General features: G+C 75.1%; 17 protein-coding genes. 6 read left to right on the top strand and 11 right to left on the bottom strand.

Annotation, left to right across the window (positions count from 1 at the left end; genetic code table 11):
* Window positions 1-5 precede the first annotated feature (5 nt).
* The 7 genes from AAHH18_RS01945 to gndA all read right to left on the bottom strand — a co-directional run bounded on the left by AAHH18_RS01945 (window position 6) and on the right by gndA (window position 9489).
* Window positions 6-1631 (bottom strand): AMP-binding protein, encoded by a 1626-nt coding sequence (locus AAHH18_RS01945; RefSeq protein ID WP_343300373.1) that lies wholly within the window; start codon window positions 1629-1631, stop codon window positions 6-8.
* Between the two features lie 42 nt (window positions 1632-1673).
* Window positions 1674-2888 carry an L-carnitine CoA-transferase gene (caiB, locus tag AAHH18_RS01940; protein ID WP_283320177.1) on the bottom strand — a complete coding sequence of 405 codons (1215 nt, stop codon included), beginning with the start codon at window positions 2886-2888 and terminating at the stop codon, window positions 1674-1676.
* The gene (gene caiA, locus AAHH18_RS01935) at window positions 2885-4018 is read right to left on the bottom strand and encodes a crotonobetainyl-CoA dehydrogenase (protein ID WP_283320176.1); all 1134 of its coding nucleotides are present in this window, start codon (window positions 4016-4018) and stop codon (window positions 2885-2887) included. The genes caiB and caiA overlap by 4 nt, the downstream gene beginning before the upstream one ends.
* Window positions 4003-5028, bottom strand: coding sequence for an alpha/beta hydrolase fold domain-containing protein (locus AAHH18_RS01930; protein ID WP_343300372.1), 1026 nt, complete (start codon window positions 5026-5028; stop codon window positions 4003-4005). The genes caiA and AAHH18_RS01930 overlap by 16 nt, the downstream gene beginning before the upstream one ends.
* Window positions 5028-6392, bottom strand: a complete 1365-nt coding sequence (locus AAHH18_RS01925) for an MFS transporter (protein ID WP_283320174.1) — start codon at window positions 6390-6392, stop codon at window positions 5028-5030. The genes AAHH18_RS01930 and AAHH18_RS01925 overlap by 1 nt, the downstream gene beginning before the upstream one ends.
* Window positions 6393-6778: 386 nt before the next feature.
* Window positions 6779-8050, bottom strand: a complete 1272-nt coding sequence (locus tag AAHH18_RS01920; protein WP_343300371.1) for a carboxylate--amine ligase — start codon at window positions 8048-8050, stop codon at window positions 6779-6781.
* The gene (gene gndA / locus AAHH18_RS01915) at window positions 8047-9489 is read right to left on the bottom strand and encodes an NADP-dependent phosphogluconate dehydrogenase (RefSeq protein WP_283320172.1); all 1443 of its coding nucleotides are present in this window, start codon (window positions 9487-9489) and stop codon (window positions 8047-8049) included. The genes AAHH18_RS01920 and gndA overlap by 4 nt, the downstream gene beginning before the upstream one ends.
* A gap of 123 nt (window positions 9490-9612) precedes the next feature.
* Between gndA and AAHH18_RS01910 the strand changes: the two genes are divergently transcribed.
* The 4 genes from AAHH18_RS01910 to AAHH18_RS01895 all read left to right on the top strand — a co-directional run bounded on the left by AAHH18_RS01910 (window position 9613) and on the right by AAHH18_RS01895 (window position 14653).
* Window positions 9613-10194, top strand: coding sequence for a DUF3000 domain-containing protein (locus AAHH18_RS01910; RefSeq protein ID WP_283320171.1), 582 nt, complete (start codon window positions 9613-9615; stop codon window positions 10192-10194).
* A 193-nt stretch (window positions 10195-10387) separates the two neighbouring features.
* Window positions 10388-10963 carry a response regulator transcription factor gene (locus AAHH18_RS01905; RefSeq protein WP_343300370.1) on the top strand — a complete coding sequence of 192 codons (576 nt, stop codon included), beginning with the start codon at window positions 10388-10390 and terminating at the stop codon, window positions 10961-10963.
* A gap of 77 nt (window positions 10964-11040) precedes the next feature.
* Entirely contained in the window at window positions 11041-12291 is a 1251-nt protein-coding gene (locus tag AAHH18_RS01900) for an HRDC domain-containing protein (RefSeq protein WP_343300369.1), read from the top strand.
* 103 nt (window positions 12292-12394) lie between these two features.
* Window positions 12395-14653 (top strand): 3-hydroxyacyl-CoA dehydrogenase NAD-binding domain-containing protein, encoded by a 2259-nt coding sequence (locus AAHH18_RS01895; RefSeq protein ID WP_343300368.1) that lies wholly within the window; start codon window positions 12395-12397, stop codon window positions 14651-14653.
* A gap of 30 nt (window positions 14654-14683) precedes the next feature.
* On the opposite strand, the gene pflA is transcribed toward AAHH18_RS01895, so the two are convergent.
* The 4 genes from pflA to AAHH18_RS01875 form a co-directional block, all read right to left on the bottom strand.
* Window positions 14684-15613, bottom strand: coding sequence for a pyruvate formate-lyase-activating protein (gene pflA / locus AAHH18_RS01890; protein WP_343300367.1), 930 nt, complete (start codon window positions 15611-15613; stop codon window positions 14684-14686).
* Between the two features lie 89 nt (window positions 15614-15702).
* The gene (gene pflB, locus AAHH18_RS01885; protein WP_343300366.1) at window positions 15703-17970 is read right to left on the bottom strand and encodes a formate C-acetyltransferase; all 2268 of its coding nucleotides are present in this window, start codon (window positions 17968-17970) and stop codon (window positions 15703-15705) included.
* 269 nt (window positions 17971-18239) lie between these two features.
* Window positions 18240-20138, bottom strand: a complete 1899-nt coding sequence (gene dxs, locus AAHH18_RS01880; RefSeq protein ID WP_343300365.1) for a 1-deoxy-D-xylulose-5-phosphate synthase — start codon at window positions 20136-20138, stop codon at window positions 18240-18242.
* A 131-nt stretch (window positions 20139-20269) separates the two neighbouring features.
* A complete protein-coding gene (locus AAHH18_RS01875) occupies window positions 20270-22336 on the bottom strand; it encodes a glycogen debranching N-terminal domain-containing protein (protein ID WP_343300364.1) in 2067 nt (688 codons plus the stop codon).
* Between the two features lie 185 nt (window positions 22337-22521).
* Here AAHH18_RS01875 and AAHH18_RS01870 point away from each other — a divergent pair, with 185 nt between their 5' ends.
* Together AAHH18_RS01870 and AAHH18_RS01865 are read left to right on the top strand one after the other, a co-directional pair.
* On the top strand, window positions 22522-23568 hold the full coding sequence (locus AAHH18_RS01870; protein WP_283320163.1) for a LacI family DNA-binding transcriptional regulator: 1047 nt from the start codon (window positions 22522-22524) through the stop codon (window positions 23566-23568).
* Between the two features lie 41 nt (window positions 23569-23609).
* Window positions 23610-24878 carry a sugar ABC transporter substrate-binding protein gene (locus AAHH18_RS01865; protein WP_343300363.1) on the top strand — a complete coding sequence of 423 codons (1269 nt, stop codon included), beginning with the start codon at window positions 23610-23612 and terminating at the stop codon, window positions 24876-24878.

Below are 24878 nucleotides of genomic sequence, written 5' to 3'. Positions count from 1 at the left end.
GCGGGTCAGGACCGGGCGGGCCGGGCGCCCTCGGCGGGCCGGACGCCCCGGGCGGGCCCCGCGGTGCCCGGGGCCCGGGCGGCCGCGCGGGCGGACAGCGCCCCGGTGGCGACCTTGTAGCTGGCGGTGCGCGGCAGCCGGTCCGCGACCTGGACGGTGCCGGGGACGGCGGGCGCGGGCAGGTGCGCGGCGCAGTGGGCGCGGACGTCCGCCTCGGTGAGCGCGACGCCGGGCCGCGGGACGACGACGGCGAGCACCGCCTCGTCGTAGACCGCGTCGGGGACGCCGACGACCGCGGCCTGCGCGATGCCGGGGTGCGCGAGCAGCACCGCCTCGACGCGCGCCGGGGAGACGTTCTCCGCGCCGCGCTTGATGATCCGCGAGCGCCGGTCCAGGAAGTAGTACCAGCCGTCGGCGTCCACGTACCCGAGGTCGCCCGTGCGCATCCAGCCGTCGGCGTCGTACGCCGCCGCGGTGGACTCCGGGTCATCGAGGTACCCCGCCATGAGGCTGACGCCGGGCTCGCCGCGGAGCTGGATCTCCCCCGGCTCGCCGGGCGGCAGCGCGCGACCGTCCGGCCCCGCGACGCGCGCCTCGTAGCCCGGGCCGACGCGGCCGACGGACGGCCAGCGCCGCTCGCCGGCGGGCGGGTCCGTGATCGCCCCGACCAGGCACTCGCTGGTGCCGTACGAGTTGAGCAGCCGGACGCCGAAGCGGCGCTCGTACTCCTGCTTCTCGGCGTCGGGCAGCGGCAGGTAGTACAGGATCTCGCGGACGTCGTGGTCCCGCTCCCCCGGCTCGACGGGCCGGCACAGCTGGGTGCGCACGATCATCGCGATGGACTGCACGACCGTGGCGCGGTGCGCCTGCACCTGGTGCCAGAACCGCCGCGCCGAGTACCGCTCGACGACCACCAGGGTGGCGCCGGCCGCGACCACCGGCAGCAGCGCGTTGAGCTGGAAGTTCACGTGGCAGGCGGGCATGGTCGTCAGCAGCCGGTCGGCGGGGGTGAGCGCGGCCTGCCACTGCACGAACCGCCCGGAGAACACCAGGTTGGCGTGGGTGAGGACGACGCCCTTGGGGGTGGCGGTCGACCCGGACGTGAACACCACCCCGGCGGTGTCGCTCCCGGTCACGCCGGCGCCGAGGAGCTGCCCGGTCCCGGGTGCGCCCACCGCGCCCACCGCGCCGACGCCCACCGCGCCGACGCCCACCGCGCCCGCGGCCACCGGCCCCACGACCCGCAGCCCGGGCACCCCCGCGTACCGCCCGGCCGCCTCCGGCGTGCAGACGGCGAGCCGCGCCCGGACCCGCTGCGCCACGTGCGCGCACTCCGGCGCCGGGCTGCCCGGGTCCTGCACCACCGCGACCGCGCCGGAGACCATGACGGCCAGCAGGTGGCGCACCAGCTCGGCGCCCAGCGGCAGGTGCAGCACCACGGCGTCCCCGGGGCGCACCCCGAGCCGGCGCAGCGCGGCGGCCGCGGACGCCACGAGGGCGTCGAAGTCGGCGTAGCCGAACGTGCGCACCGCGCCCACGGCGTCCTCGGCCACCAGGAAGGGGTGGTCGCCCCGCCGGCGCACCTGGGCGTGCCACAGGTCGCCGAGCGTCTCCTCGCGTGCAGTGTCCATGGTCGTGCCGGGCCCGGGGACGACGCCCCGGGCCCGCGTCGTTCACCCTCTCCGGATCGTCCCGTCGGCCGCCAGGCGCTCGATGCGCTCCGGCGCGTACCCCGCCTCGGCGAGCACGGTGTCGGTGTCCATGCCGAGCGTCGGCATGGGGCGCCAGATCCGGCCCGGGTGGCGGACGAACTTCGGCACGATGCCGACGCCGCGCACGGGGTCGCCGTCGTGCGTGCGCCAGTCGACGATCGCCTCGCGCTGCGCCACGTGCTCCTCGGCCAGCAGGTCGTCGAACTCCAGCACCGCGTTCGCCGCGATCCCGACGGCCGAGAGCTCGTCCTCGAGCTCCCGCGCCTTCTGGGTGAGGCAGAACGCGTCGAGGTGCTCCTCGATGAGCTGCGCCGCGGGCCCGTCGAGCCAGAGCGCCGCGGTGTCCTCCGGGTAGTCCTCGGTCCCCCACAGGTGGCCGAGGCCGATGCGCTCCAGCAGGTACTTGTTCTGCGGGACGCCGTAGACGCACAGCCCGATGAACCCGTCCGCGCACCGGTACTCGCCGATGCCGCACAGGTTGGGGTGCCGGGCGCCGGGGCGCGGGTAGCGGGTGCCGGCGTTGAGGTAGTCCATGAGGTAGTACGCGCCGACGCGCAGCATCACCTCGTACATCGCCACGTCGATGCTCTCGCCCTGCCCGGTGGTCCGGGCCTTGTGCAGGGCCGCGAGCGCCGACGCCGTGACCATCTCGGAGGTGAAGTAGTCCCCCACGTACGGCAGCGGCGCCATGGGCTGCTCGGGGGTGCCGTTCTGCGCGAGGTAGCCGGAGTACGCCTGGACGGTGAGGTCGTAGGCGGCGCGGTTCACGCGCTCGGGCACGCCGTACTGGCCGAAGCCGGACACGTGCACGATGACGAGCGCCGGGTTGCGCTCCCAGAGCAGCTCGTCGGTGATGCCGCGCCGGGCGTACGTGGGTCCCTTGGACGACTCGATGAAGATGTCCGCGTCCGCGACCAGGTCCAGCAGCACCTCGCGGCCCTGGTCGGTGAACGGGTTCAGGGCGACGGACCGCTGGTTGCGGCGCTCCATCTCCTTGACCCACGCGGTGTCGCGCATCGAGTCGCCCGTGCGGGTGTTCTCGATCCACACCACGTCGGCGCCCCACTCGGCCATCAGCGCGGCGGCCGTGGGCGCGGCGATCTCGACGGCCGCGTAGACGACCTTCACGCCGGACAGCACGCCGAACTCGGGGACGGCGCCCCCGGCGGCGCTCACCGGTACTCCTTGAGCGCCGCGCGGGCGACGGTGAGCACCATCATCTCGTCGGTGCCCCCGGAGATCCGCTCCACGCGCAGGTCGCGGTAGAACCGGGCGACCCGGTGGGCGCCGGTCACCGCGATGCCGCCCAGCACCTGGATCGCGTCGTCGACGACCTGCGCCGCCGCCTGCGTGCAGTACAGCTTGGCCATCGACGCGTCGCCCTTGCCGAGCAGGCCGTGGTCGGCCTTCCAGGCGGTCTCGTAGACCATCGCGCGCATGGTGGTGAGCGCGATGCGCATCCGGGCGATCTTGTCCTGCACGAGCTGGTAGCGGCCGATCGCCTGCCCGCCCTGCTCGCGCTGGTTGGCGTACCGCACGGCGTCCTCGAACGCGCACAGCGCCCAGCCGTAGTCGCACGCCGCCACGAGGAACCGCTCCAGGTCGAAGTCCGCGACGGTGCGCGCGAAGCCCTGCCCCTCGCCGCCGAACCGGTCCTCCTCGCGCAGCTCCACCTGGTCGAAGTAGATCTCGCAGCACGAGTCCATGCGCAGGCCCAGCTTGTCGAGCGGCTCGCGCGTGATCCCCGGCAGCGACAGGTCGACGAACCACTCGGTGTACTGGTCCATGTCGTCGGCGTCGCGCGCCATGACCACGAGCTGGTCCACGCCCAGGGACGAGGTGATGAACGTCTTGTGGCCGTTGAGGTAGACCTTGCCGTCGCGACGCGTGTACGTGGTGGACATCGCGGCGAAGCTGGAGCCGGCGCCCGGCTCGGTCATCGCGAAGTTCCAGATCTGCCTGCCGGTCCCGACGTAGGACAGGATCCGCTCGATCTGCTCGGGCGTGCCGACCTCGAGCACGGTGCGCAGCGTCGGCAGCTGGTACAGCACGTACGTGGGTGCGCCCAGGCGGCCGAGCTCCTCCCAGACCGCCGCGACGGTCGTCCAGCCGGCGTCGAGCCCGCCGTGCTCCTCGGGCAGCAGGATCGTGTCGACCCCCAGCCCGCACAGCGCGGCGACCCAGCGCTGCGGGTAGGCGTGCTCGGCGTCGCACTGCGCGAAGTACGGCTCCCAGCTCTCGCTCTCCATCAGCTCGCGGACGGCCTGGACCATCAGCTGCTGGTCCTCGGTCAGTCGGAAATCCATCGGTGGGCCTCTCGGTTCTCCAGGGGGTGGTGCGCGGGCAGGCGGTGCGCGCGCAGGAACGCGGCGCCCGCCGCCAGGGCCTCCCGGGCCTCGGGCAGCGTCCGGGAGCAGTGCAGGAAGCCGTGCAGCACGCCGGTCAGCACGTGCAGGCGGTGCGGCACGCCGTGGTGCTCCAGCAGCCCGGCGAGGGCCACGGAGTCGTCCAGCAGCGGGTCGAGGTCGGTCGCGGCCACGTAGGTCGGCGGCAGCGACGCGAGCAGGTCCGGGTCGGCGCCGAGGCAGTCGACCGCCGGGCCGGTGAGGTCGTCCGGGCCCGCGGTGTAGGCCGCGGTGTAGAACGCCAGGTCCTCCGGGGCGAGCCCGTCCCACGGGCCGCCCAGCAGGCGCCGCGACGCGGAGTCACGCAGCCCGTACAGGCCGTACCAGAGCAGCAGCGCGGACGGTCGCGGCCCGTCGGCGGCCCGCAGGTGCAGGGCCGTCGCCAGGGCGATCGACGCCCCCGCCGAGTCACCGGCCAGGGCGACCGGCCCGGGCGGGACACCCAGGTCGCCGGGGTGGGCCGCGAGGTGCCGCACGACGGCCGCCGCCTCCTCGACGGCCTGCGGCACCTTGGCCTCCGGCGAGAGGCTGTACGCGACGCCGACCACCACCGCGCCACCGGCCGCGGCGAGCTCGCGCAGGATGCGGTCGTAGGAGTCCAGGTCCCCGAGCACGAACCCGCCGCCGTGCAGGTAGACGACCGTGCCGGCCGGACCCGGGTCCCCGGGGAAGGGCTCGGGGTGGTGCACCCGGACGGGCACCGGCCCGTGCGGGGTGGCCACGACGGCCGACGTGCTGCGCGCCATCCGCGGCCCGCCCTCGTTCCACCAGCGGTGCTCCGCGGCGTAGTTCGCCCGCAGCACCTCCAGGTCGGACCCGGGCCGGGCCAGCCGGGCCGCGAGGTCGGCCTGGATCTCCAGGACCTCCCGCATCCCCGGGGTGAGGCGCGCCAGCACGTCGACCGCCGCCATCAGGCCGCCGCCCCCACCGCCGCGGCGCCCGTGGTGTCCCCGGCGCCCGCGGCGTACGCGGCCTCCAGGCGGCCCCGGTGCGAGCGCACGTAGAGCTGCAGGGCGAGCGCGGCCAGCGCGGCCACCACGGCGATCGCGGCGAGGATGAGGAACACCGTCGGGTACGCGGTCGTCACGTCGCCCGCGGCCTCCGCGTCGTCCAGGATCGAGCCGAGCCAGATCGAGGAGAACGTGTCGGGCAGGAACCCGATGACCGACAGCACGCCGGTGGCCGCGCCGAACGCCGCCAGCGGCACCTTGCCCTCGGTCAGCATGCCGGAGCAGATGCCGAACACGCCGTTGGCGATGAACCCGAGCGCGACCGCCAGCACCGCGATCGCGACGATGCTGCCCTCCTCGCCCGGCAGCGCCGCGACGACGCCGAACGCGACGGCGGCGAGCGCCGAGCCGATCCAGATCACCAGCGAGGACTTCTTCGCCTTGTGGGCGAGCATCCCGAACAGCGGGCCGGCGAGCAGGGTGATGCCGTAGGTCCGCACGACCGAGACCGCGTTGGTGACCGTGGCGTCCGCGCCGAGCGCCGTCATGTACGGCGCCGTGTAGGACGTGCAGGTGTAGAAGAAGTAGACGAAGAACAGGCAGCCGGACGTCAGCAGCACCACCGGGTTGGCCAGCGCCCGCCAGGCGTCGACGAGCACGGCCCGCACGGAGCCCTCGCCGCTGATCTCACCCTCGAACCGCGGGATGAACACCAGCGACAGCACGCCGAGCAGCGCGATCATCGCGCCGATGACCAGCAGGAAGGTCCGGAACGCGCCCTGCGCGTCGTCGGCGAACGCCGACAGCACCCACGTGCCGATGACGCCGATCAGCAGGCCGGCCGCGCCGTAGAACCCGTAGCTGATGCCGATCGAGCGCGAGTAGTCCTCCTCGGTGGAGACCAGCCGCACGAGCTTGTACCGCACGCCCCACCACAGCAGGATCGTGGACAGGCCCATGCCGATGAAGATCCCGATCAGCACGCCGAACGACGGCAGCATCGCGTACCAGAACGTCAGCGCCGCGGTCGTGAAGAAGCCGGTGGCGGACAGCGTGCGCATGCGCACCCGGTCGGCGATGAGGCCGGAGAACAGGTAGACCGCGACGGCGGTCCAGGCGTACGCGCTCATGAGCTGCCCGACCTGCGTGTTGGTCAGGTGCAGCGACTCGAGCTGCGCGTCGTAGAAGGTGTTCTTCAGGTAGGCCGGGGCATAGATCGTGGAGCTGCCCATGCTGACCAGGATCAGCACGATCCATCGACGGGCCGGGCTGAGCCCCGCCGCCCCGACCTCCCGGTCGGCCGAGCCGATAGTCCTGCGCGACATCCGACGCCCTCCTCAGCGAGCCCCGACTCCCGTGTCGGGGCGATCACGGGACAACCTGCCGGGTCCGCGGGGCCGCTCGGGACGCTCGCGCGCCGCCCGGTCGCGCTTGGGTAGGCCGCCCCTCGGCCTTGCGTACCGCGCGCGACGGGTTCGGTACCGGCGCCGGACGACTTTGCGAACCGGGTCACAAGGTAGTGCGCCGTCGGGCGTCGGACCTGGGACCGGGCCTGGGCCCGGGGCCCGGGGCCCGGGCGGAGCGGGCCCTGGGCGCAGCGGGCGCGCGGCGCGAGGGGCCCGGCGCGCGAGGCGCTGCACGCAGCACGCCCCGGCCCCGACGCGGGTGGCGTGCCTGCGTCGGGACCGGGGCGTGCCGGCCGGGTCGGGGCTCAGAACCCCGTGCCGGTGACCTCCGGGTAGTACCGGCGGAACTTGCGCACCTGGTTGAGCGCGGCCGCGAACGCGTACCAGCGCCGGCGCGGGCCGGCGTCGCCCCGGTAGCGCAGCGGGTGCGCCACCCGGCGCGACCGGATGAGCTCCCGCACGCGCCCGGCGAGCGCCGGGTCGAGCACGTACCGCAGCAGCAGCCGGTGCGGGAGGATCGAGTACAGCACCTCGGTGTCCACGACGACGGGCTCGACGGCGCGGCCCAGCACGCGGTCCTCCACGAGGAACCGGGCGACGTTCGCCCCGGCGGCGGTCACGTAGTAGTTGTTGCGCCCGATGCGGGGGTTGACCTCGAAGAACCGGTACGTCCCGTCGCGCGGGTCGACCTTCACGTCGAAGTTCGCGAACCCGACGTAGCCGACGCCGCGCAGGAACGCCGCCGCCTGGTCGAGCATCCCCTGCTCGCGGCTGACCACCATCGCGGCGGGGTTCCCGAGGCCCGACGGGGTGTGCTCCTCGAGCAGCACGTGCGCGGAGCACAGCAGGGTGATCTCCCCGCGGCCGTCGACGTACGCGGTGACGGACCGCATCTGCGTGTCGTCGCCCGGCACGAGCTCCTGCACCACGAACCGGCCCCGGAACCCGGCGGCGCGCAGCGAGTCCCACAGCGCGTCCAGCTCGGACGGGGTGCCGATCTCGAAGACCTTCTTCTTCCCCGGGAACGACACCTCCTGGTAGTCCGCGCTGCTCGCCGCCTTCGCGATGAGCGGGTACGGCACGTCCACCGGCACGGGCGCCCACGCGGGGTCGTCCGCACCCGCGAAGTCCTGCACGATCGTGCGCGGCACGTCCAGACCGAGCGAGGTCGCGACCTCGGCGAAGGTCGCCTTGTCCGACAGCCGGTCCAGCAGGTCCTGCGACAGGAACGGCACCACGTAGTGCGGCTCGAGCTCCGCCCGGTGCTGGACGACGACGCGCACCAGCCAGTCGGAGTTCGCGAGCAGCACCAGCCGGCGCCCGGCCTGCTCGCGGGCGACGCGCAGCAGGGCGTCGACGAGCTGGCGGGGGTCGTGCCCGTCGGCGACCAGGACGTTGTCGAGGATCGCCGAGTGCGCGACGGGGCCGAGCGCCGCGCCGCTGACGACGATGCTCCGGACCCCGTACTCCTCGTGGAACGCCCGGGCGAGCGCGTACACGCCGATGTCGGCGCCGAGGACGACGGGCTGCAGGTCGCGCAGCGCGTCGTCCCCGGGCGCGGGGACCGCGGCGCTCACGCGGGCTGCTCGGTGCGGTCGCCGGACCAGTCGGTGTGGAACGTGCCGTCCTTGTCGGTGCGCCGGTAGGTGTGCGCACCGAAGAAGTCGCGCTGCGCCTGGATCAGCGCTGCCGGCAGCCGCTCGGCGCGCACGCCGTCGTAGTACGCCAGCGACGACGAGAAGGCGGGCACGGGGATGCCGGCGAGCGCGGCCTGCGCGACGACCCGGCGCCACGCCGCGACCCCGTTCGCCACCGCGCCGGTGAAGTACTCGTCGGCCAGCAGCAGCGGCAGGTCGGCGTCGCGCTCGTACGCCTCGGTGATCCGGTTGAGGAACCGCGCGCGGATGATGCAGCCGCCCCGCCAGATGCGGGCCATCGCACCGCGGTCGATGTCCCAGCCGTTCTCGGCGGACGCCGCCGCGATCTGGTCGAAGCCCTGGGAGTACGCGACGACCTTGGACGCGTACAGCGCCAGGCGCACGTCCTCGACGAACGCGTCCCGGTCGGCCACCGCGATCGGCTCGGCGTGCGCGGGCAGCGTGCCGCGGGCGGCCGTGCGCTGCGGGACGGAGCCGGACAGCGCACGGGCGAACGTCGCCTCGGCGATGCCGGTGATCGGCACGCCCAGGTCGAGGCCGTTCTGCACCGTCCAGCGGCCGGTGCCCTTCTGCTCGGCCTGGTCCAGCACGACGTCCACGAACGCCGACCCGGTCTCCGCGTCGACCTGGGACAGCACCTCGGCGGTGATCTCGATGAGGAACGACTCCAGGTCGCCCTCGTTCCAGGTCCGGAAGATGTCCGCGATCTCCGCCGCGCCCGCGCCCAGCCCCTGCTTGAGCAGGTCGTACGCCTCGGCGATCAGCTGCATGTCGGCGTACTCGATGCCGTTGTGCACCATCTTGACGAAGTGACCCGCGCCGTCCGGGCCGACGTACGTGCAGCACGGCACGCCGTCCACCTTGGCGGAGATGTCCTCGAGGATCGGCCCGAGCACGGCGTACGACTCGCGCGAGCCGCCCGGCATGATCGACGGGCCGTTCAGGGCGCCCTCCTCGCCGCCGGACACGCCGGTCCCGACGAAGTGCAGCCCCTTCTCGCGCAGGGCGGCCTCGCGCCGGCGGGTGTCGGGGAAGTGCGCGTTGCCGGCGTCGACCACGATGTCGCCCTCGTCCAGCAGGGGCACGAGCTCGTCGATGACGGCGTCGGTCGCGGGGCCGGCCTTCACCATGACGATGATCGTGCGCGGGCGCTGCAGCGACGCGACGAACTCCTCGGTGGTCGCCGACGGCACGAACGTGCCCTCGTGGCCGTGGTCCGCGACCAGCGAGTCGGTGCGGGCCTGCGAGCGGTTGTGCACCGCGACCGCGTAGCCGTGCCGGGCCAGGTTCCGGGCCAGGTTCCGGCCCATGACGGCCAGGCCGGTGACGCCGATCTGTGCGGCAGGTGCGTCGGACATGCGCGGGGGCTCCTTCGGGAGGCGGTCGGCGGCGGTGCCAGGGACCCTTCACCCTAGTGCGGGCGCCGGCCGACCGGCGTGGCTCGCCCACCCTCCGGGCGCCCGCCCCTACGCTCGGCTGCTGTGAGCACCGGCCCCCGTGACGCGCCACCGGAGTTCCTGCGCGCCCTGCGCTCGCTGCGCGGCGTCACGCTGCGTCCCGAGGTCTCGCTGGAGGAGGCGCCCGGGCCCAGCCGCATCGCCCCGTACACCGCGGCGCTGGTCGCGGAGGTCCGCAGCAGCCGGCGCGACCCGGAGGCCGACGCCCTGGCCACGGGCCGCTTCGTCGTGCTGCACGACCCGGCGGGCCAGGAGGCGTGGGAGGGCGCGTTCCGCCTGGTGACGCTCGTGCGGGCGACGCTCGAGCCCGAGGTGGGCCAGGACCCGCTGCTCGCCGAGGTGGCGTGGAGCTGGTTCTCCGACGCACTGGCCTCGGCCGACGTCGACGCCCACGCCGCGGGCGGGACCGTGACGCGGGTGCTGTCGCAGTCCTTCGGCGCGCTGGACGAGCGCCCCGAGCTGTGCGAGCTCGAGCTGCGGGCCTCCTGGACGGCACGCGAGCCCGACCTGGCCCCGCACCTGCGGGCCTGGGGGGTGCTCCTGTGCACCGTCGCGGGGCTCCCGCCGCTGCCGGACGGCGTCGTGTCGCTGGGGCTGCGGCACTGACCTCGCACGGCGCCACGACACGCCGTCGCGCCGCTCACGTGACCGGGATCACGTGACAAGGCACCCGGGCGCACGACACGATGTCACCCGTTCCGCTCAAGACACGGGCGCGACGGGCCGATAAAGGGGGCAAGTGATGGACCGTCGAGGGGGCGCAGCAGTGAGCTTCGAGCCGATCAGACAACGGACGGGCGTGCCGAGCGCGCCCGCCGCCGGCCGCACCGGTCCGGGCGCTCCCGCGACCCACGCCGCGCCCTCCTCGCGCGTGGCGGCGCTCGCCCCCCAGACCCGCCGCCCGGCCACCCCCGGCGCGGACCCCCGCCGGCGCGGTCTCGGCCAGATGTGCGTCGTCGTCACCGAGCTCGCGGAGGGCGACGGGCAGGCGCTCGTGCGCAACCTGCGACGCCGCGGCTCCGGCCGGGTCATCCTGCTCGCCCGGCGCGCGGGCCGCCGCGACCTCGTCGGCCTGCTCACCGGAGGCCTGCGGGGAGCCGTCGCCACCGACCCGAACGCGGTCGTCGGGCTGCCCGGCACGGCCCCCGGCGCCGTGCCGTCGCCGTTCGCCCGCAGCCGGCCCGACCTGACCACCCGCGAGCTGTCCGTGCTGCGGCTGGTGGCCGACGGCTTCAGCAACCGCGCCATCGGCGAGGAGCTCGGGCTGTCCGCGCTGACGGTCAAGAGCCACCTCGCGCGCATCTCCCGCAAGCTCGGGACCGGCGACCGCGCCGCCCTGGTGGCGATCTCGATCCGGACCGGGCTGCTGTCCTGACCCGACGGCCCGAGGCCGCCCGGCCCCGCAGCGTGCCGTACCGCGGGGCGGGGGCGGCGACGGCCTACGGTTGACCCATGCAGTCCGTCCCCCAGCCGGCCGGCGCCCCGGCCGAGCCCGACGTGGTCCCCCTGACCGAGCCCGCCGAGGGCGTCCCCGCGGTCGTCGACACGCCCGAGGCGTTCGCGCGCGTGGTCGAGGCGTTCGGCGCGGGCACCGGCCCCGTCGCGGTCGACGCCGAGCGGGCCTCCGGGTACCGCTACGGCCAGCACAACTACCTGGTGCAGCTCCGGCGCGAGGGGGCCGGCACCACGCTGATCGACCCGGTCGCGCTGCCCGACCTGTCCCCGCTCTCGGACGCCCTCGTCGGCGTCGAGTGGGTGCTGCACGCGGCCTCGCAGGACCTGCCCGCGCTCGCCGAGCAGGGCATGCGTCCCTCGCGGGTGTTCGACACCGAGCTGGGCGCGCGCCTGCTCGGCCTGGAGCGCGTGGGGCTGGCGGCGGTGGTCGCCGAGCTGCTGGGACTCGGCCTGGCCAAGGAGCACTCGGCCGTCGACTGGTCGACCCGGCCCCTGCCCGAGCAGTGGCTGCGCTACGCGGCGCTCGACGTCGAGGTGCTGGTGGAGCTGCGCGAGGTGCTGGCCGAGCGGCTCGCCCTGGCCGGCAAGGCCCAGTGGGCCGCCGAGGAGTTCGAGGCCGTCCGGCTCGCGCCCCCGCCGGCGCCCCGCGTGGAGCCGTGGCGCCGGGTCTCCGGGGTGCACGCGATCCGCGACCCGCGCCGGCTGGCCGTCGTCCGGTCGCTGTGGGAGACGCGCGACGAGAACGCCCGGCAGCGGGACATCTCCCCCGGCCGCGTGCTGCCCGACGCCGCGATCGTCGCCGCCGCGCAGGCGCTCCCCCGCTCGGTCCCGCAGCTCGTGGCGCTGCCGCCGTTCTCCGGCAAGGGCACCCGGCGGCGCGCCGCGCTCTGGCAGCGCGCCGTCGACGCCGGGCTCGCACTGCCCGACGACCAGCTCCCGTCCTCCCGCGGCCCGCGCACCGACGCCCCGCCGCCGCCCCGCGCGTGGGCCGACCGCGACCCGGCGGCCGCCGCCCGCCTCACCGCGGCCCGGGCGGTCGTCGCGGAGCTGTCGGAGACGCACCACGTCCCCGCGGAGAACCTGCTGCAGCCCGACCTGCTGCGGCGGGTGTGCTGGACGCCGCCCGAGCCCGCGGACGCGGCGCACCTCGCCGAGCGGCTGGCCGCGGGCGGGGCGCGGCCGTGGCAGGTCGGGCTGCTCGCCGAGCGGCTGGCCGCGGCGTTCGCGGAGCAGGGCGCCCCGGCGTAGCCCGGCCGGCCTCACGCCGCGGTCGGGCGTCCCGCGACAGCGCCGGGGTGCGCGGTTAGGGTCGCGGGTGTTCCGCCGGACACCGACGTCCCAGGGAGACCGCATGCGCCACGCCGCCGAGGCACCGTCCACGACCAGCTCCGCCCCGCAGCGCGCCGGGGGCGACGCGCCGTCCGGCCGCCGTGCGGCACCGACCGCGCCGACCGGTCCCGCCGGTCCCGCCGGCCCCGCGGCACCGCCGGCCGAGCTGCTGGCGGCGCTGCCCGCCGAGCCGGCGGACCACGTGCTGCGGGTCGACGCGCGCGACGTGGCGCTGCCGGACGACGGCGGCGTGCTCGCGGTCCTGACCCTCACGGCGGCCGACGAGCGGCGGCCGACGACGCTCGGCCCGCGGGGGCTCGTCGCGTTGCACGAGGCGCTGGTCGCCGTGCGCGGGCGGGCGGAGCGCGGCGAGGTCGCCGCCGTGGCGGTCACCGGCCGGCCGGGCTGCTTCGTCGCGGGCGCCGACCTCGGCGTGGCCCGCACCCTGCGCGACCGGTCGGACGGCCACGCGCTGGGGGCGGCCGGGCACGCCACCCTCCGGCTGCTCGGCGAGATGCCGGTGCCCACGGTCGCGTGGATCACCGGCCACGCGCTCGGGGGCGGGCTGGAGCTCGCGCTGCACTGCGATCACCGCGTCGTCGCCGCGGGGGTGCGGTCGCTCGGCCTGCCGGAGGCCTCGCTCGGCATCGTCCCCGGCTGGGGCGGATGCTGGCTGCTCCCCCGGCTGGTCGGCCTCCCCGCGGCGGTCGAGCTCGCCGTCCTGCGCCCGCTCGCCGGGAACCGGCTGACCACCGCCGAGCAGGCGCTGGCGACCGGGCTGGTGGACGCCGTGCTGCCCGCCGACGGGTTCGACCGCCACGCGCTCGCGTGGACCGCGGGGACGCTGCGCGCCGGGGACGCGGTGCCCGACCGGCGTGGCGCAGCCGTCCCGCCGGTGCCGCCCGGGGAGGCGGACCCGGTCGCCCGGGCCGCGGCCGTGCTGGACGCCCGGCTGCACGGCGCCGCCCCGGCGTACGCCCACGTGCTGGACCTGCTCGCGCGGGCGGGCGCGCGCGACCGGGACGCCGGCTTCCGGGCGGAGGACGACGCGCTCGCCGCGCTCCTCGTGTCCGACCAGGCGCGCGCCGCCCTCTACGCGGCGGAGCTCACGGGCCCCGGCTCGCGCCGGGCCGCGCGCACGGACGGGCCCGGCACCGACCCGCGTCCCGTGCGGTCCGTCGGCATCGTCGGCGCCGGCCTGATGGCGGCGCAGCTCGCCGTGCTGCTCGGGTCCCGGCTGGACGTGCCGGTCGCGATGCGCGAGGTGGACGAGGAGCGCGCCGCGGCCGGGCGGCGGCGCGTCGAGGACCTGGTGGCGCAGGCCGTGGACCGGGGCCGGCTCGACGAGGACGCGGGCCGCCGGCTCGTCGACCGGGTCCGCGTCGGCACCGACCTGGCGGACCTCGCGGGCGCGGACCTCGTCGTCGAGGCCGTGACCGAGGTGCTCGACGTGAAGCGGGCCGTGTTCGCCGAGCTGGAGCAGCGGGTGCGCCCGGACTGCGTGCTGGCCACGAACACGTCCGCGCTGTCGGTGACCGCGATGGCCGACGGGCTCGCCCACCCCGGGCGCGTCGTCGGGCTGCACTTCTTCAACCCCGTCGCGCAGATGCCGCTGGTCGAGGTCGTCGCGGCCGGCGCGTCCGACGCCGCGTCGCTCGCCACCGCGGTCGACGTCGCCCGGCGCGCCGGCAAGACCGTCGTGCGGACCACCGACCGGCCCGGGTTCGTGGTCAACCGCGTGCTCCTGCGGATGCTCGCGGACGTCCTCGCCGCGGTCGCGGACGGCACGCCCGTCGAGGTCGCGGACGCCGCGCTGCGGCCGCTCGGCCTCCCGATGTCCCCGTTCGCGCTGCTGCAGCTCGTGGGCCTGCCCGTGGCGCGGCACGTGCTGGTCACGCTGCACGACGAGCTCGGCGACCGCTACCCCCTGTCGCCCGGGCTCGACCGCCTCGTCGAGCAGGGCCGCACGGTCACGCGCACCGGTCCGGCCGGGCTCCCCGAGGTGGACCCGGCCGTGCAGGACGCGTTCGGCCCGGCCCGGGGCGGCGACGGCCACGCGGTGCTGGAGCGCGTCGCCCGCGGGCTGGCCGAGGAGATCGGCCTGCTGCTCGCCGAGGGCGTCGTCCCCGGGCCGGAGCAGGTCGACCTGGCGATGCTGCTCGGTGCGGGCTGGCCGGCGCACCTCGGCGGCATCTGCCCGTGGCTGGACCGGGAGGGGTGGTCCGAGCGGGTGCTCGGGCGGCGGCTGCTGGCGCCGGGCGTCGCGTCCGCGCCGGCGTGAGCGCGGGCCCGGCCGCTCCTCGGCCGCGGCTCAGAAGACGGTGAGGCCCCGGTCCCGGAACTGCCGGCGCACGCGGGCGACCAGCTCGGGGCTCGGGGGCTGGGTGTCCTCGAGCTCGTAGGCCATGCCGAGGCTCGCCCACTTGTCGCGGCCCATCTGGTGGAACGGCAGGACCTCCACCCGGGTGACCGTGTCGAGCGTCGCGACGTAGTCGGCCACGGCGTCCACGTTCTCCGGGGCGTCGGTGAGCCCGGGCACGAGCACGAACCGGACCCAGATCTCCGTGCCGCTGGCGGCGACCCGGCGGCCGAAGTCGAGCGTGGGCTGCAGCTCGCGGCCGGTGGTCCGCCTGTAGGTCTCGGGGATGCCGGACTTCACGTCCAGCAGCACGAGGTCGATGTCCGCCAGCATCTCGTCCGTGCAGTGCGCGCCGAGGTAGCCGGAGGTGTCGATCGCCGTGTGGACGCCGAGCTCCTTCGCGCCGCGCAGGATGCGGGCGACGAACGCCGGCTGCATGAGCGGCTCGCCGCCGGAGATCGTCAGCCCGCCGCCCGTGACCTCGAACACCGCGCGGTACCGGGCGATGCGGCGCAGCAGCTCTTCGGCGAGCACGGGCTCCCCGCGGCGCATCTCCATCGTGTCGGGGTTGTGGCAGTACAGGCAGCGCAGCGGGCAGCCGGCGAGGAACGTCGTGAGCCGTGTCCCGGGGCCGTCGACAGCGGTGACGAGCTCCCACGAGTGCAGCGAGCCGAGCTCGCCGGCGCGCATCTGCGCGAACTTCTCGCTGCGCTCGGCGGCCGAGACCTCGAGCCCGGCGGTGCCGGCGGAGGACCGGTGGTGCGAGCCGCCGACCACCGGCACGCCGAGCTGGATCACCGGGGCGCCGACCTCGCCGCGGACGTCGCCGCCGTCGGGGGCGGAGGCGCAGGCCGGGACCTCGTGCTCGACGGTGCTGGTCATCTCGGCCTCCTCCGGTGCGGTCGTGCGGGGTGGTGCGGGGCGGGTGCCCGGCCGGGTCTGCTCCCCCGGCCGGGCACCCCGCGTGCGGGTCAGAGCCCGCCGTGGAACGTCCGGGACAGCACGTCGAGCTGCTGCTCGCGCGTCAGCCGGACGAAGTTCACGGCGTAGCCGGACACCCGGATGGTGAGCTGCGGGTACTTCTCGGGGTGCTCCATGGCGTCCTCGAGGGTGTCCCGGTTGAGGACGTTGACGTTCAGGTGGTACCCGGAGGACACGTTGTACGCGTCCATGAGGCCCACCAGGTTCGCCACCTGCTCGTCCTTGGTGCGGCCGAGGCCCGAGGGCACGACCGTCGAGGTGAGCGAGATGCCGTCCATCGCCTCGGAGTACGGCAGCTTCGCGACCGACATCGCGGAGGCGAGCATGCCGTGCGAGTCGCGCCCGTTCATCGGGTTGGCGCCCGGGGCGAACGGCTCGCCGGCGCGGCGGCCGTCGGGGGTGTTGCCCGTGGCCTTGCCGTAGACGACGTTCGACGTGATGGTCAGCACCGACTGGGTGTGCAGGGCGTTCCGGTACGTCTTGTGGTGGCGGATCTTCTCCATGAAGGCCTTGGTGATGCCCACGGCGATGTCGTCCGCGCGGTCGTCGTCGTTGCCGTACTTCGGGTAGTCGCCCTCGATGACGTAGTCCGTCACCAGGCCGTCCTCGTCCCGCACCGGCGTGACCTTGGCGTACTTGATGGCCGACAGCGAGTCCGCGACGACCGACAGGCCGGCGATGCCGCACGCCATGGTCCGCAGGATCGTCCGGTCGTGCAGGGCCATCTCGAGGCGCTCGTACGCGTACTTGTCGTGCATGTAGTGCACGCAGTTGAGCGCGTCGACGTAGGTCTCGGCCAGCCAGTCGAGCAGCTTGTCGTACTTCGCCGCGACGTCGTCGTAGTCCAGCACGTCGCCCTCGACCGGGGCGCTGACCGGCGCGACCTGCTTGCCGGAGACCTCGTCGCGGCCGCCGTTGATCGCGTACAGCAGCGCCTTGGCGATGTTGACGCGGGCGCCGAAGAACTGCATCTGCTTGCCGACCCGCATCGGGGAGACGCAGCACGCGATGGCGGCGTCGTCGCCCCAGGAGGTGCGGATGAGCTCGTCGGACTCGTACTGGATCGCCGAGGTGTCGATCGAGACCTGCGCGCAGAACTTCTTGAAGCCCTCGGGCAGCCGGTTGCTCCACAGCACGGTCAGGTTCGGCTCCGGGGCCGGGCCGATGTTGTAGAGCGTCTGCAGGAACCGGAACGACGACTTGGTGACCAGCGGCCGGCCGTCCTCGCCGATGCCGCCGATGGACTCGGTGACCCAGGTCGGGTCGCCGGAGAACAGCGAGTCGTACTCGGGGGTGCGCAGGAACCGCACGATGCGCAGCTTGATGACGAAGTCGTCGATGAGCTCCTGCGCGAACTCCTCGGTGATCGCACCGGAGGCGAGGTCGCGCTGGAGGTAGACGTCGAGGAAGGTCGAGACCCGGCCCAGCGACATGGCCGCGCCGTTCTGCTCCTTGACGGCGCCGAGGTAGGCGAAGTACAGCCACTGCACGGCCTCGCGGGCGTCGGTGGCCGGCTTGGAGATGTCGTAGCCGTAGGAGGCGGCCATCTGCTTGAGCTCGACGAGCGCGCGGATCTGCTCCGCGTTCTCCTCGCGGTCGCGGATGATGTCCTCGACCGACGGCTCCATGTCCATCTCGTGCCGCTCGAGGCGCTTGCCCTCGATCAGCGCGTCGATGCCGTAGAGCGCGACGCGGCGGTAGTCGCCGATGATCCGGCCGCGGCCGTAGGCGTCCGGCAGTCCGGTGATGATGTGCGAGGAGCGGGCCGCGCGGACGTTCGGCGGGTAGACGTCGAACACGCCGTCGTTGTGCGTCTTGCGGTACGTCGTGAAGATCTTGGCGACCTCGGCGTCGACCTCGTAGCCGTAGGTCTCGAGCGACTTCTCGACCATGCGCCACCCGCCGTTGGGGATCATGGCGCGCTTCAGCGGGGCGTCGGTCTGCAGGCCGACGATGAGCTCGTTGTCCTGGTCGATGTAGCCCGGCGCGTGGGACACGATGGTCGACGGGGTGTGGTTGTCGATGTCGTACACGCCCTTGGCGCGCTCCTCCGGGAACATCGCGCTGAGCTTCGCCCAGATGCCCGTGGTGCGCTCCGTCGGGCCGGCGAGGAACGCCGAGTCGCCCGTGTACGGGGTGTAGTTGCGCTGGATGAAGTCGCGGACATCGATCCCGTCACACCAGGGTCCGGTGACGAAACCGCTCCAGGCACCCGCGGTGGCGTCGGTGCCGGACTGGGGTACTGCGGTGGTGGACATGTGATGCTCCCTCGCTGAGGACGTCGTACTCGTGACGCTATTCACGAGGTCATGGGATGTCTTGGGACCGAGGTCCCAACCCGCGCCCGACCAGCGGGAACACGGACGTGACGGTGCTCACGTGGGCGCGCGCGCGACGCACCCGGCCCTGTCACGTCACCCGTTCCCGGCCCCGCGCGCGCGTGCCGCCCGACGAGGTTGCAGCAGGTGCGGGGTTCGCGCGCGGGAACCCCGCACCTGCTGCAACCTCGACGCAGCGCGGGGAGCGGTCAGGGGGTGGCGAGGGCCGCGAGGACGTCCCGCGCGATGTCCGGGGCCGTGAGGCGCAGGGACGTCAGGAGCTCGTCGCGGGACGCGTGCTCGAGGAACCGGCGCGGGACGCCGAACGCCTGCACGGGCGTGCCGATGCCGGCGTCCCGGGTGCGCAGCGCGAGCGCCGAGCCGATGCCGCCCTCGCGGACGCCGTCCTCCAGGGTGACCGCGTGGTCGTGCTCCCCCACCAGCTTGACCAGGGCGGCCGGCACGGGCAGGACCCACCGCGGGTCGACCACGGTCGCCCGCAGCCCGTGGGCGGCCAGCAGCTCGCCGAGCGCGAGCGCGGTGGGAGCCATCGCCCCGACGGCGCACACCAGGACGGACCGCTGCTCGCCCGGCACGGCCGGGTCCGCGGTGCCGCCGTGGCGGGCGAGCACGTCCACCCCGTCCACCTCGTCGACCGCCGGCAGCGGGTCCGGCAGCGCGCCCTTCGGGTACCGCACGACCGTGGGGGCGTCGTCCACGTCCACGGCGGCGCGCAGGGCGGCCCGCAGCGTGTCGCCGTCGCGCGGCGCGGCCAGGCGCAGCCCCGGCACGACGCCGAGCACCGCCAGGTCCCACATGCCGTTGTGGCTGGCGCCGTCGTCCCCGGTGAGCCCCGCGCGGTCGAGCACGAACGTCACGCCGGCGCGGTGCAGCGCGACGTCCATGAGCACCTGGTCGAACGCCCGGTTGAGGAACGTGGCGTACACCGCGACCACGGGGTGCAGGCCCGCGTAGGCCATCCCCGCGGCGGTCGTGACGGCGTGCTGCTCGGCGATGCCCACGTCGAACGTCCGGTCCGGGAACTCGGCCGCGAACGGCGCGAGGCCGACCGGGTTGAGCATCGCGGCGGTCAGGGCGACCACGTCGGGGCGCCGGCGCCCGATCCGCACCACCTCGTCCGCGAACACGCCCGTCCAGCCGAACCGCGACGGCGCCACCGGCAGGCCGGTCTCCGGGTGGATCTGCCCGACCGCGTGGAACCGGTCCGCCACGTCCTGCTCGGCGGGGCTGTAGCCGCGGCCCTTCTCCGTGATGACGTGCACGATGACGGGGCCGCCGAACGCCCGCGCGCGCTGGAGCGCGAACTCGACGTCCGCGACGTCGTGCCCGTCGACGGGGCCGATGTACTTGAGGCCGAGGTCCTCGAACATGCCCTGCGGCGCGACGACGTCCTTGATGCCCTTCTTCAGGCCGTGCAGGGCGTCGTACGCGAGCCGCCCGGGCGGCCCGGAGCGCTTGAGGGTGCGCTTGCCCCAGGACAGGACGGTCTCGTACCCGCGGGTGGTGCGCAGGGCGTCCAGGTGCAGGGCCAGGCCGCCGATGGTCGGCGCGTACGAGCGGCCGTTGTCGTTCACCACGACCACGAGCCGGCGGTCCGTGCCGTCCGCGATGTTGTTGAGCGCCTCCCAGGCCATGCCGCCCGTGAGGGCGCCGTCGCCGATCACCGCGACCACGTGCCGGTCGTCGCGCCCGGCGAGCGCGTCGGCCCGCGCGATGCCGTCCGCCCAGGACAGCGCCGTGGACGCGTGCGAGTTCTCGACGACGTCGTGCTCGGACTCCGCGCGGCTCGGGTAGCCCGACAGCCCGCCGCGGTGGCGCAGCCGGCCGAAGTCGCGCCGGCCGGTCAGCAGCTTGTGGACGTACGCCTGGTGCCCGGTGTCGAACACCAGGGTGTCCCGCGGCGAGTCGAACACGCGGTGCAGCGCCAGCGTGAGCTCGACGACGCCGAGGTTCGGGCCGAGGTGCCCGCCGGTCCGCGACACCTGGTCGACCAGGAACGCGCGGATCTCGGCGCTGAGCGTGCGCAGCTGCGGGTGGCTCAGGTCGCGCACGTCCGCGGGCGAGTCGATCCGGTCCAGCAGTCCCATCCGTCCACCGCCCCGTCGCCGTCGTGCCGCGCAGGGGGGTCCGCGGGCACGAGGGGTCCACGATACGACGCCCCCGCGGCCCGCGGCCGCCCCCGCGCCGCGCCCGTCGCCGGCCCGGCCCCGGCGCCGGCTCAGGCCGTGCGGACCTCCACCGGCGCGTCGGTCGCGACCTCGGCCCGGCCGTCCGCGCCGACCCGCACGGCGAGCGGCCGCCCGGCCAGGCGGAGCCCCTCCACGGCCACGGCACCCAGCGGCGCGGGCGCGGGCGGCCGCACGTCGAGCCGCCCGCCCGGGACGTCGGGCCGCAGCCCGAGGGCGGCGCCCAGCACGGACACCGCGGCGGCCGCGGACCACGCCTGGGGCCGGCACGCGGCCGGGTACGGGACGACCTGCGGGACGGTGCCGCGCGGGTCGCCGCCGTACAGCTCGGGCAGCCGGTCGTCGAAGCCCTGGGCGGCGGCCAGCAGGCCCTCCGCGAGCGCGGCGGCCTCGCGGGCGTGCCCGGCGCGGGCGAGCCCCTGCACGACGATCGCCGTGTCGTGCGGCCACACCGCTCCTCCGTGGTAGCGCAGCGGCCAGTAGCCGGCGGAGTCCGTCGACATGGTGCGCAACCCGTACCCGGAGTCCATGTCCGGCCCGGTGAGCCGCGCCGCGACCAGCGCCTCCTCCTCGGCGGTGAGGATCCCGGTCCCGAGCAGGTGCCCGATGTTCGAGGTGACCGTGTCGACGACCCGCTTGTCCGCGTCGAGCGCGATGCCCGGGTAGCGCCCCCGCTCGTCCGCGGTCCAGAACGACGCCCGGAACCGGTCGGCCAGCCCCGCGGCCCAGGCGCGCCAGCGGGCCGCCCCCGGCCTCCCGAACGCGTCGAGCAGCGCCGCGCCCGCCAGCGCCGCCTCGTGCGCGTACCCCTGCACCTCGGCCAGGGCGATCGGCCCGGTCGCGAGCTCGCCCGTGCGCCACTGCACGGAGTCCCCCGAGTCCTTCCAGCCCTGGTTCGCCAGCCCGTGCCCGGTCTCGTCCGCGTACTCGAGGAACCCGTCGCCGTCGGAGTCGCCGTGGTCCGACATCCAGGTGAGGGCCCGCTCCAGCGCGGGCAGCAGCGCCTCGACCTCGGCGTCCGGCATCCCCCAGCGCCAGGCGTCGTGCAGCAGGCACACCCACAGCGGGGTCGCGTCCACCGTGCCGTAGTAGACGGGGGGCAGCACGGTGCCCTCGCCGGGCATCGACAGCTCGGCGCGCCGGACCTCGTGCAGGATCTTGCCCGGCTGCTCGGCGGTCGCCGGGTCGGTCGTGGTGCCCTGCAGCGCGGCGAGCGTGCGCAGCGTGCCCGTCGCGAGCTCGGTCCCGAGCGGCAGCAGCATCCGGGCGGCCCAGATCGAGTCGCGCCCGAACAGCGTGAAGAACCACGGCGCACCGGCGGCGAGGAACACGTCGTCGGGGGCGAAGCGCGCGGACATCCGCAGCGTCGCCAGGTCGCCGAGCGCCTGGTCGAGCAGCGCCGGCAGGCGGCGGTCGGCCGCCTCGACGTGCAGCGGGGCCCACTCCGGCTCCGCGCGGCGCGGCGCCGTCACCACACCGCCCGCGTCGGTGACGGTGACGGTCCAGCCCACGGTCGCCGGCGCGCCGGTGGTCGCCTCGACGTCCCACGCCAGGCGGACCGTGCCGTCCGCGGCGACCTCGACGCGGGCGCCCGGCGCGACCAGCTCGGCGGTCACCTCGTCGTCGGCCCGCCAGCGCACGCCGCCCGCGACCGGCTCGGCCGCCGGCGGCGCGGTGACGGCGGCGCCGGACTTGATGCGGTCCATCGGCGTGCCGTCGGGCGTGACCACGATCTCCAGCCGTGCCGCGACGGGCGCGGGCGTCGAGCAGCTCAGCGTCAGCGTCTCGGTCACGGCGCCCGGCGACACCTCGCGCAGTCTCTCCAGCCGGGCCGTGGGGTCCGCCCCGGGGCCGTCCACGGTCCGCGGCAGCAGCACGGCGCGCGCCCGCCCCGGCCCGTCCGCCCCCGACGCGACCGCCTCCGGCACGGAGCCCGAGACGGTGAGCCGGGCGCCGGACACCACGCGGACGTCGCCGTGGTAGACGCCCTGGGCACCACGACCGCCGGCCAGGCCGATCTGTCCTTCCCGGTCGGACCACGCCTGCGTCGGGGCGTGCACCGCGACCAGCAGGTCGTGCAGAAGGGGCTGGAGCTCCATGGAGTACCTCGTCGTTCGTCCGGGTCGAGCGGGGGCCGGGTCGTGAGCGGGCCGAGACCTGATCGTGACCCTGCGTCACCGTGCCCCGGCTTGACACGCCCGGGGCCGCTGGCAACTCTAGAGCCCATCGTTTGATCGCTCCAATCCGACTTGGAACGATCATATGGCCCGCGAAGGAGCGCAGGATGGACAGCACGACGAGGCCGACGCTCGAGAGCGTCGCGCAGCGCGCCGGCGTCTCCCGCCAGACCGTGTCGAACGTCCTCAACGCGCCGCACCTGGTCCGGCCCGAGACGACCGACCGCGTGCGCAGCGCCATCGACGAGCTCGGCTACCGGCCGTCCGCCGCCGCACGCCAGCTGCGCACCGGCCGCTCCCGCGTCGTGGGCCTGCGGCTGGAGCCGGTGCGCGACGGCATCAACGGCGCCGTGCTGGACCGGTTCCTGCACGCGCTCACCGAGAGCGCCCAGGCGCGCGGCTACCGGGTCATGCTGTTCACCGCCCCCGACGACGAGCGCGAGATCGCCCAGTACGGCGAGCTGCTCGACACGGCGGACCTCGACGCGTTCGTGCTCACCAGCACGCACCGCGACGACGCGCGCGCCGCCTGGCTGGCCGAGCGCGAGGTGCCGTTCGTGACGTTCGGCCGCCCCTGGACGGCGCCCGGCCAGGCCCACGACGACCACCCGTGGGTCGACGTCGACGGCGCCGCCGGCACCCGGGCCGCCGTCGAGCACCTGCGCCGGCTCGGGCACGAGCGCATCGCGTACCTCGGCTGGCCTGACGGCTCCGACACCGGCGAGGACCGCGCGTCCGGCTGGGCGGCGGCCATGGTGGACGCCGGTCACGACGGCTCGCTGCTGCGCCGGCTGCGCGCGCGGGTCCCGGACGGCGTCGCCGCGGGCGCGCAGGCCACCGAGCGCGTGCTCGCCGACGCCGCCCCCACCGCGGTCGTCTGCGCCTCGGACTCGCTCGCGCTCGGCGCGCTCACGGTCGCGCGCTCGCGCGACACCCCGCTCGCCGTCGTCGGGTTCGACGACACGCCCGTGGCGGCCGCCGTCGGCCTGACCTCCGTCGCCCAGCCCCTCACCGAGGCCGCGCACCGCGCGCTCGACCTGCTGCTCGACCAGCTCGACGGCGGCGGTGGCACGCGCAGCCGCACGGTCCTGCTCGCCCCGCACCTCGTCGAGCGCGCCTCGTCCCACGGACCCGGCGCCCCGCACACCCCCTGACCCCGCAGCCCCCGCACCACCCCCTCGAAGGAGAGACCCTCATGCACAGCACCCCCACGCGAGGACGGCGCCTGCTGGCGTCCACCGCCGTCGGCGTCGCCGGCGTCCTCGCCCTGGCCGCCTGCGGCGGATCCGGGTTCGACGACAGCGGCGACGAGGAGACCGCATCGGGCGGCGGCGGCCCGCTCAGCATCCTCATCGGCTCGTCCGGCGACGCCGAGACCGACGCCGTGAAGGCCGCCGTCGCCGACTGGTCCGAGCAGTCCGGCGTCGAGGCGACCGTCCAGGTGGCGTCCGACCTCACCCAGGAGCTCAGCCAGGGCTTCGCCTCCGGCGACCCGGCCGACGTGTTCTACGTCAGCGCCGACCAGTTCCGCACCTACGCCGCCAACGGCTCGCTGTACCCCTACGGCGACCAGCTCGACAACGCCGACGACTTCTACCCGAGCCTCGTCGACCAGTTCAGCACCGACGGGCAGCTCGTGTGCGCGCCGAAGGACTTCTCGACGCTCGCGCTCATCATCAACAGCGCCGCGTGGGAGGCCGCGGGCCTCACCGACGACGACGTGCCCACGACGTGGGACGAGCTGACCGACGTCGCCGGCCGGCTCACCACCGGCGACCAGGTGGGCCTCGGGTTCTCCGGCGAGTACGCCCGGGTCGGCGCGTTCCTCGCGCAGGCCGGCGGCACCATGACGAACGCCGACGGCACCGAGGCGACCGTCGACTCCTCCGAGAACCTCGAGGGCCTGACGTACGTGCAGCAGCTCCTCGCGTCCGGCAGCGCCGCCTACGCCGCGGACCTCGGCACCGGCTGGGGCGGCGAGGCGTTCGGCACCGGCGCCGCCGCCATGACGATCGAGGGCAACTGGATCACCGGCGCCATGACCAACGACTACCCGGACGTCGACTACCGCGTGGTCGAGCTCCCCGCCGGCCCCGCCGGCCAGGGCACCCTGCAGTTCACCAACTGCTGGGGCGTCGCCGCGGACTCCGACAACCAGTCCGACGCCGTCGACCTGGTCCAGCACCTGACGAGCACCGACCAGCAGCTCGCGTTCTCCGAGGCGTTCGGCGTCATGCCGTCCGTGCAGTCGGCGGCCGACGGCTGGAAGGAGCTGTACCCGGAGATGACCGCGTTCATCGACTCGGCGGACTTCGCGCAGAACGTCGTCAACGCCCAGGGCGCCGCAGACGTGATCACCGACTTCAACGCCCAGCTCGAGAGCCTGAAGACCGGCGACCCGGCGGCGATCCTCGCCTCCGTGCAGACCAACCTGCAGGCCGTCCTCGACGAGAACGCGTCCTGA

Origin of the sequence: Cellulomonas olei (genome assembly GCF_039548315.1) — a bacterium.
GTDB lineage: Bacteria > Actinomycetota > Actinomycetes > Actinomycetales > Cellulomonadaceae > Cellulomonas.
This window is presented reverse-complemented; position numbering and strand designations above follow the sequence as displayed.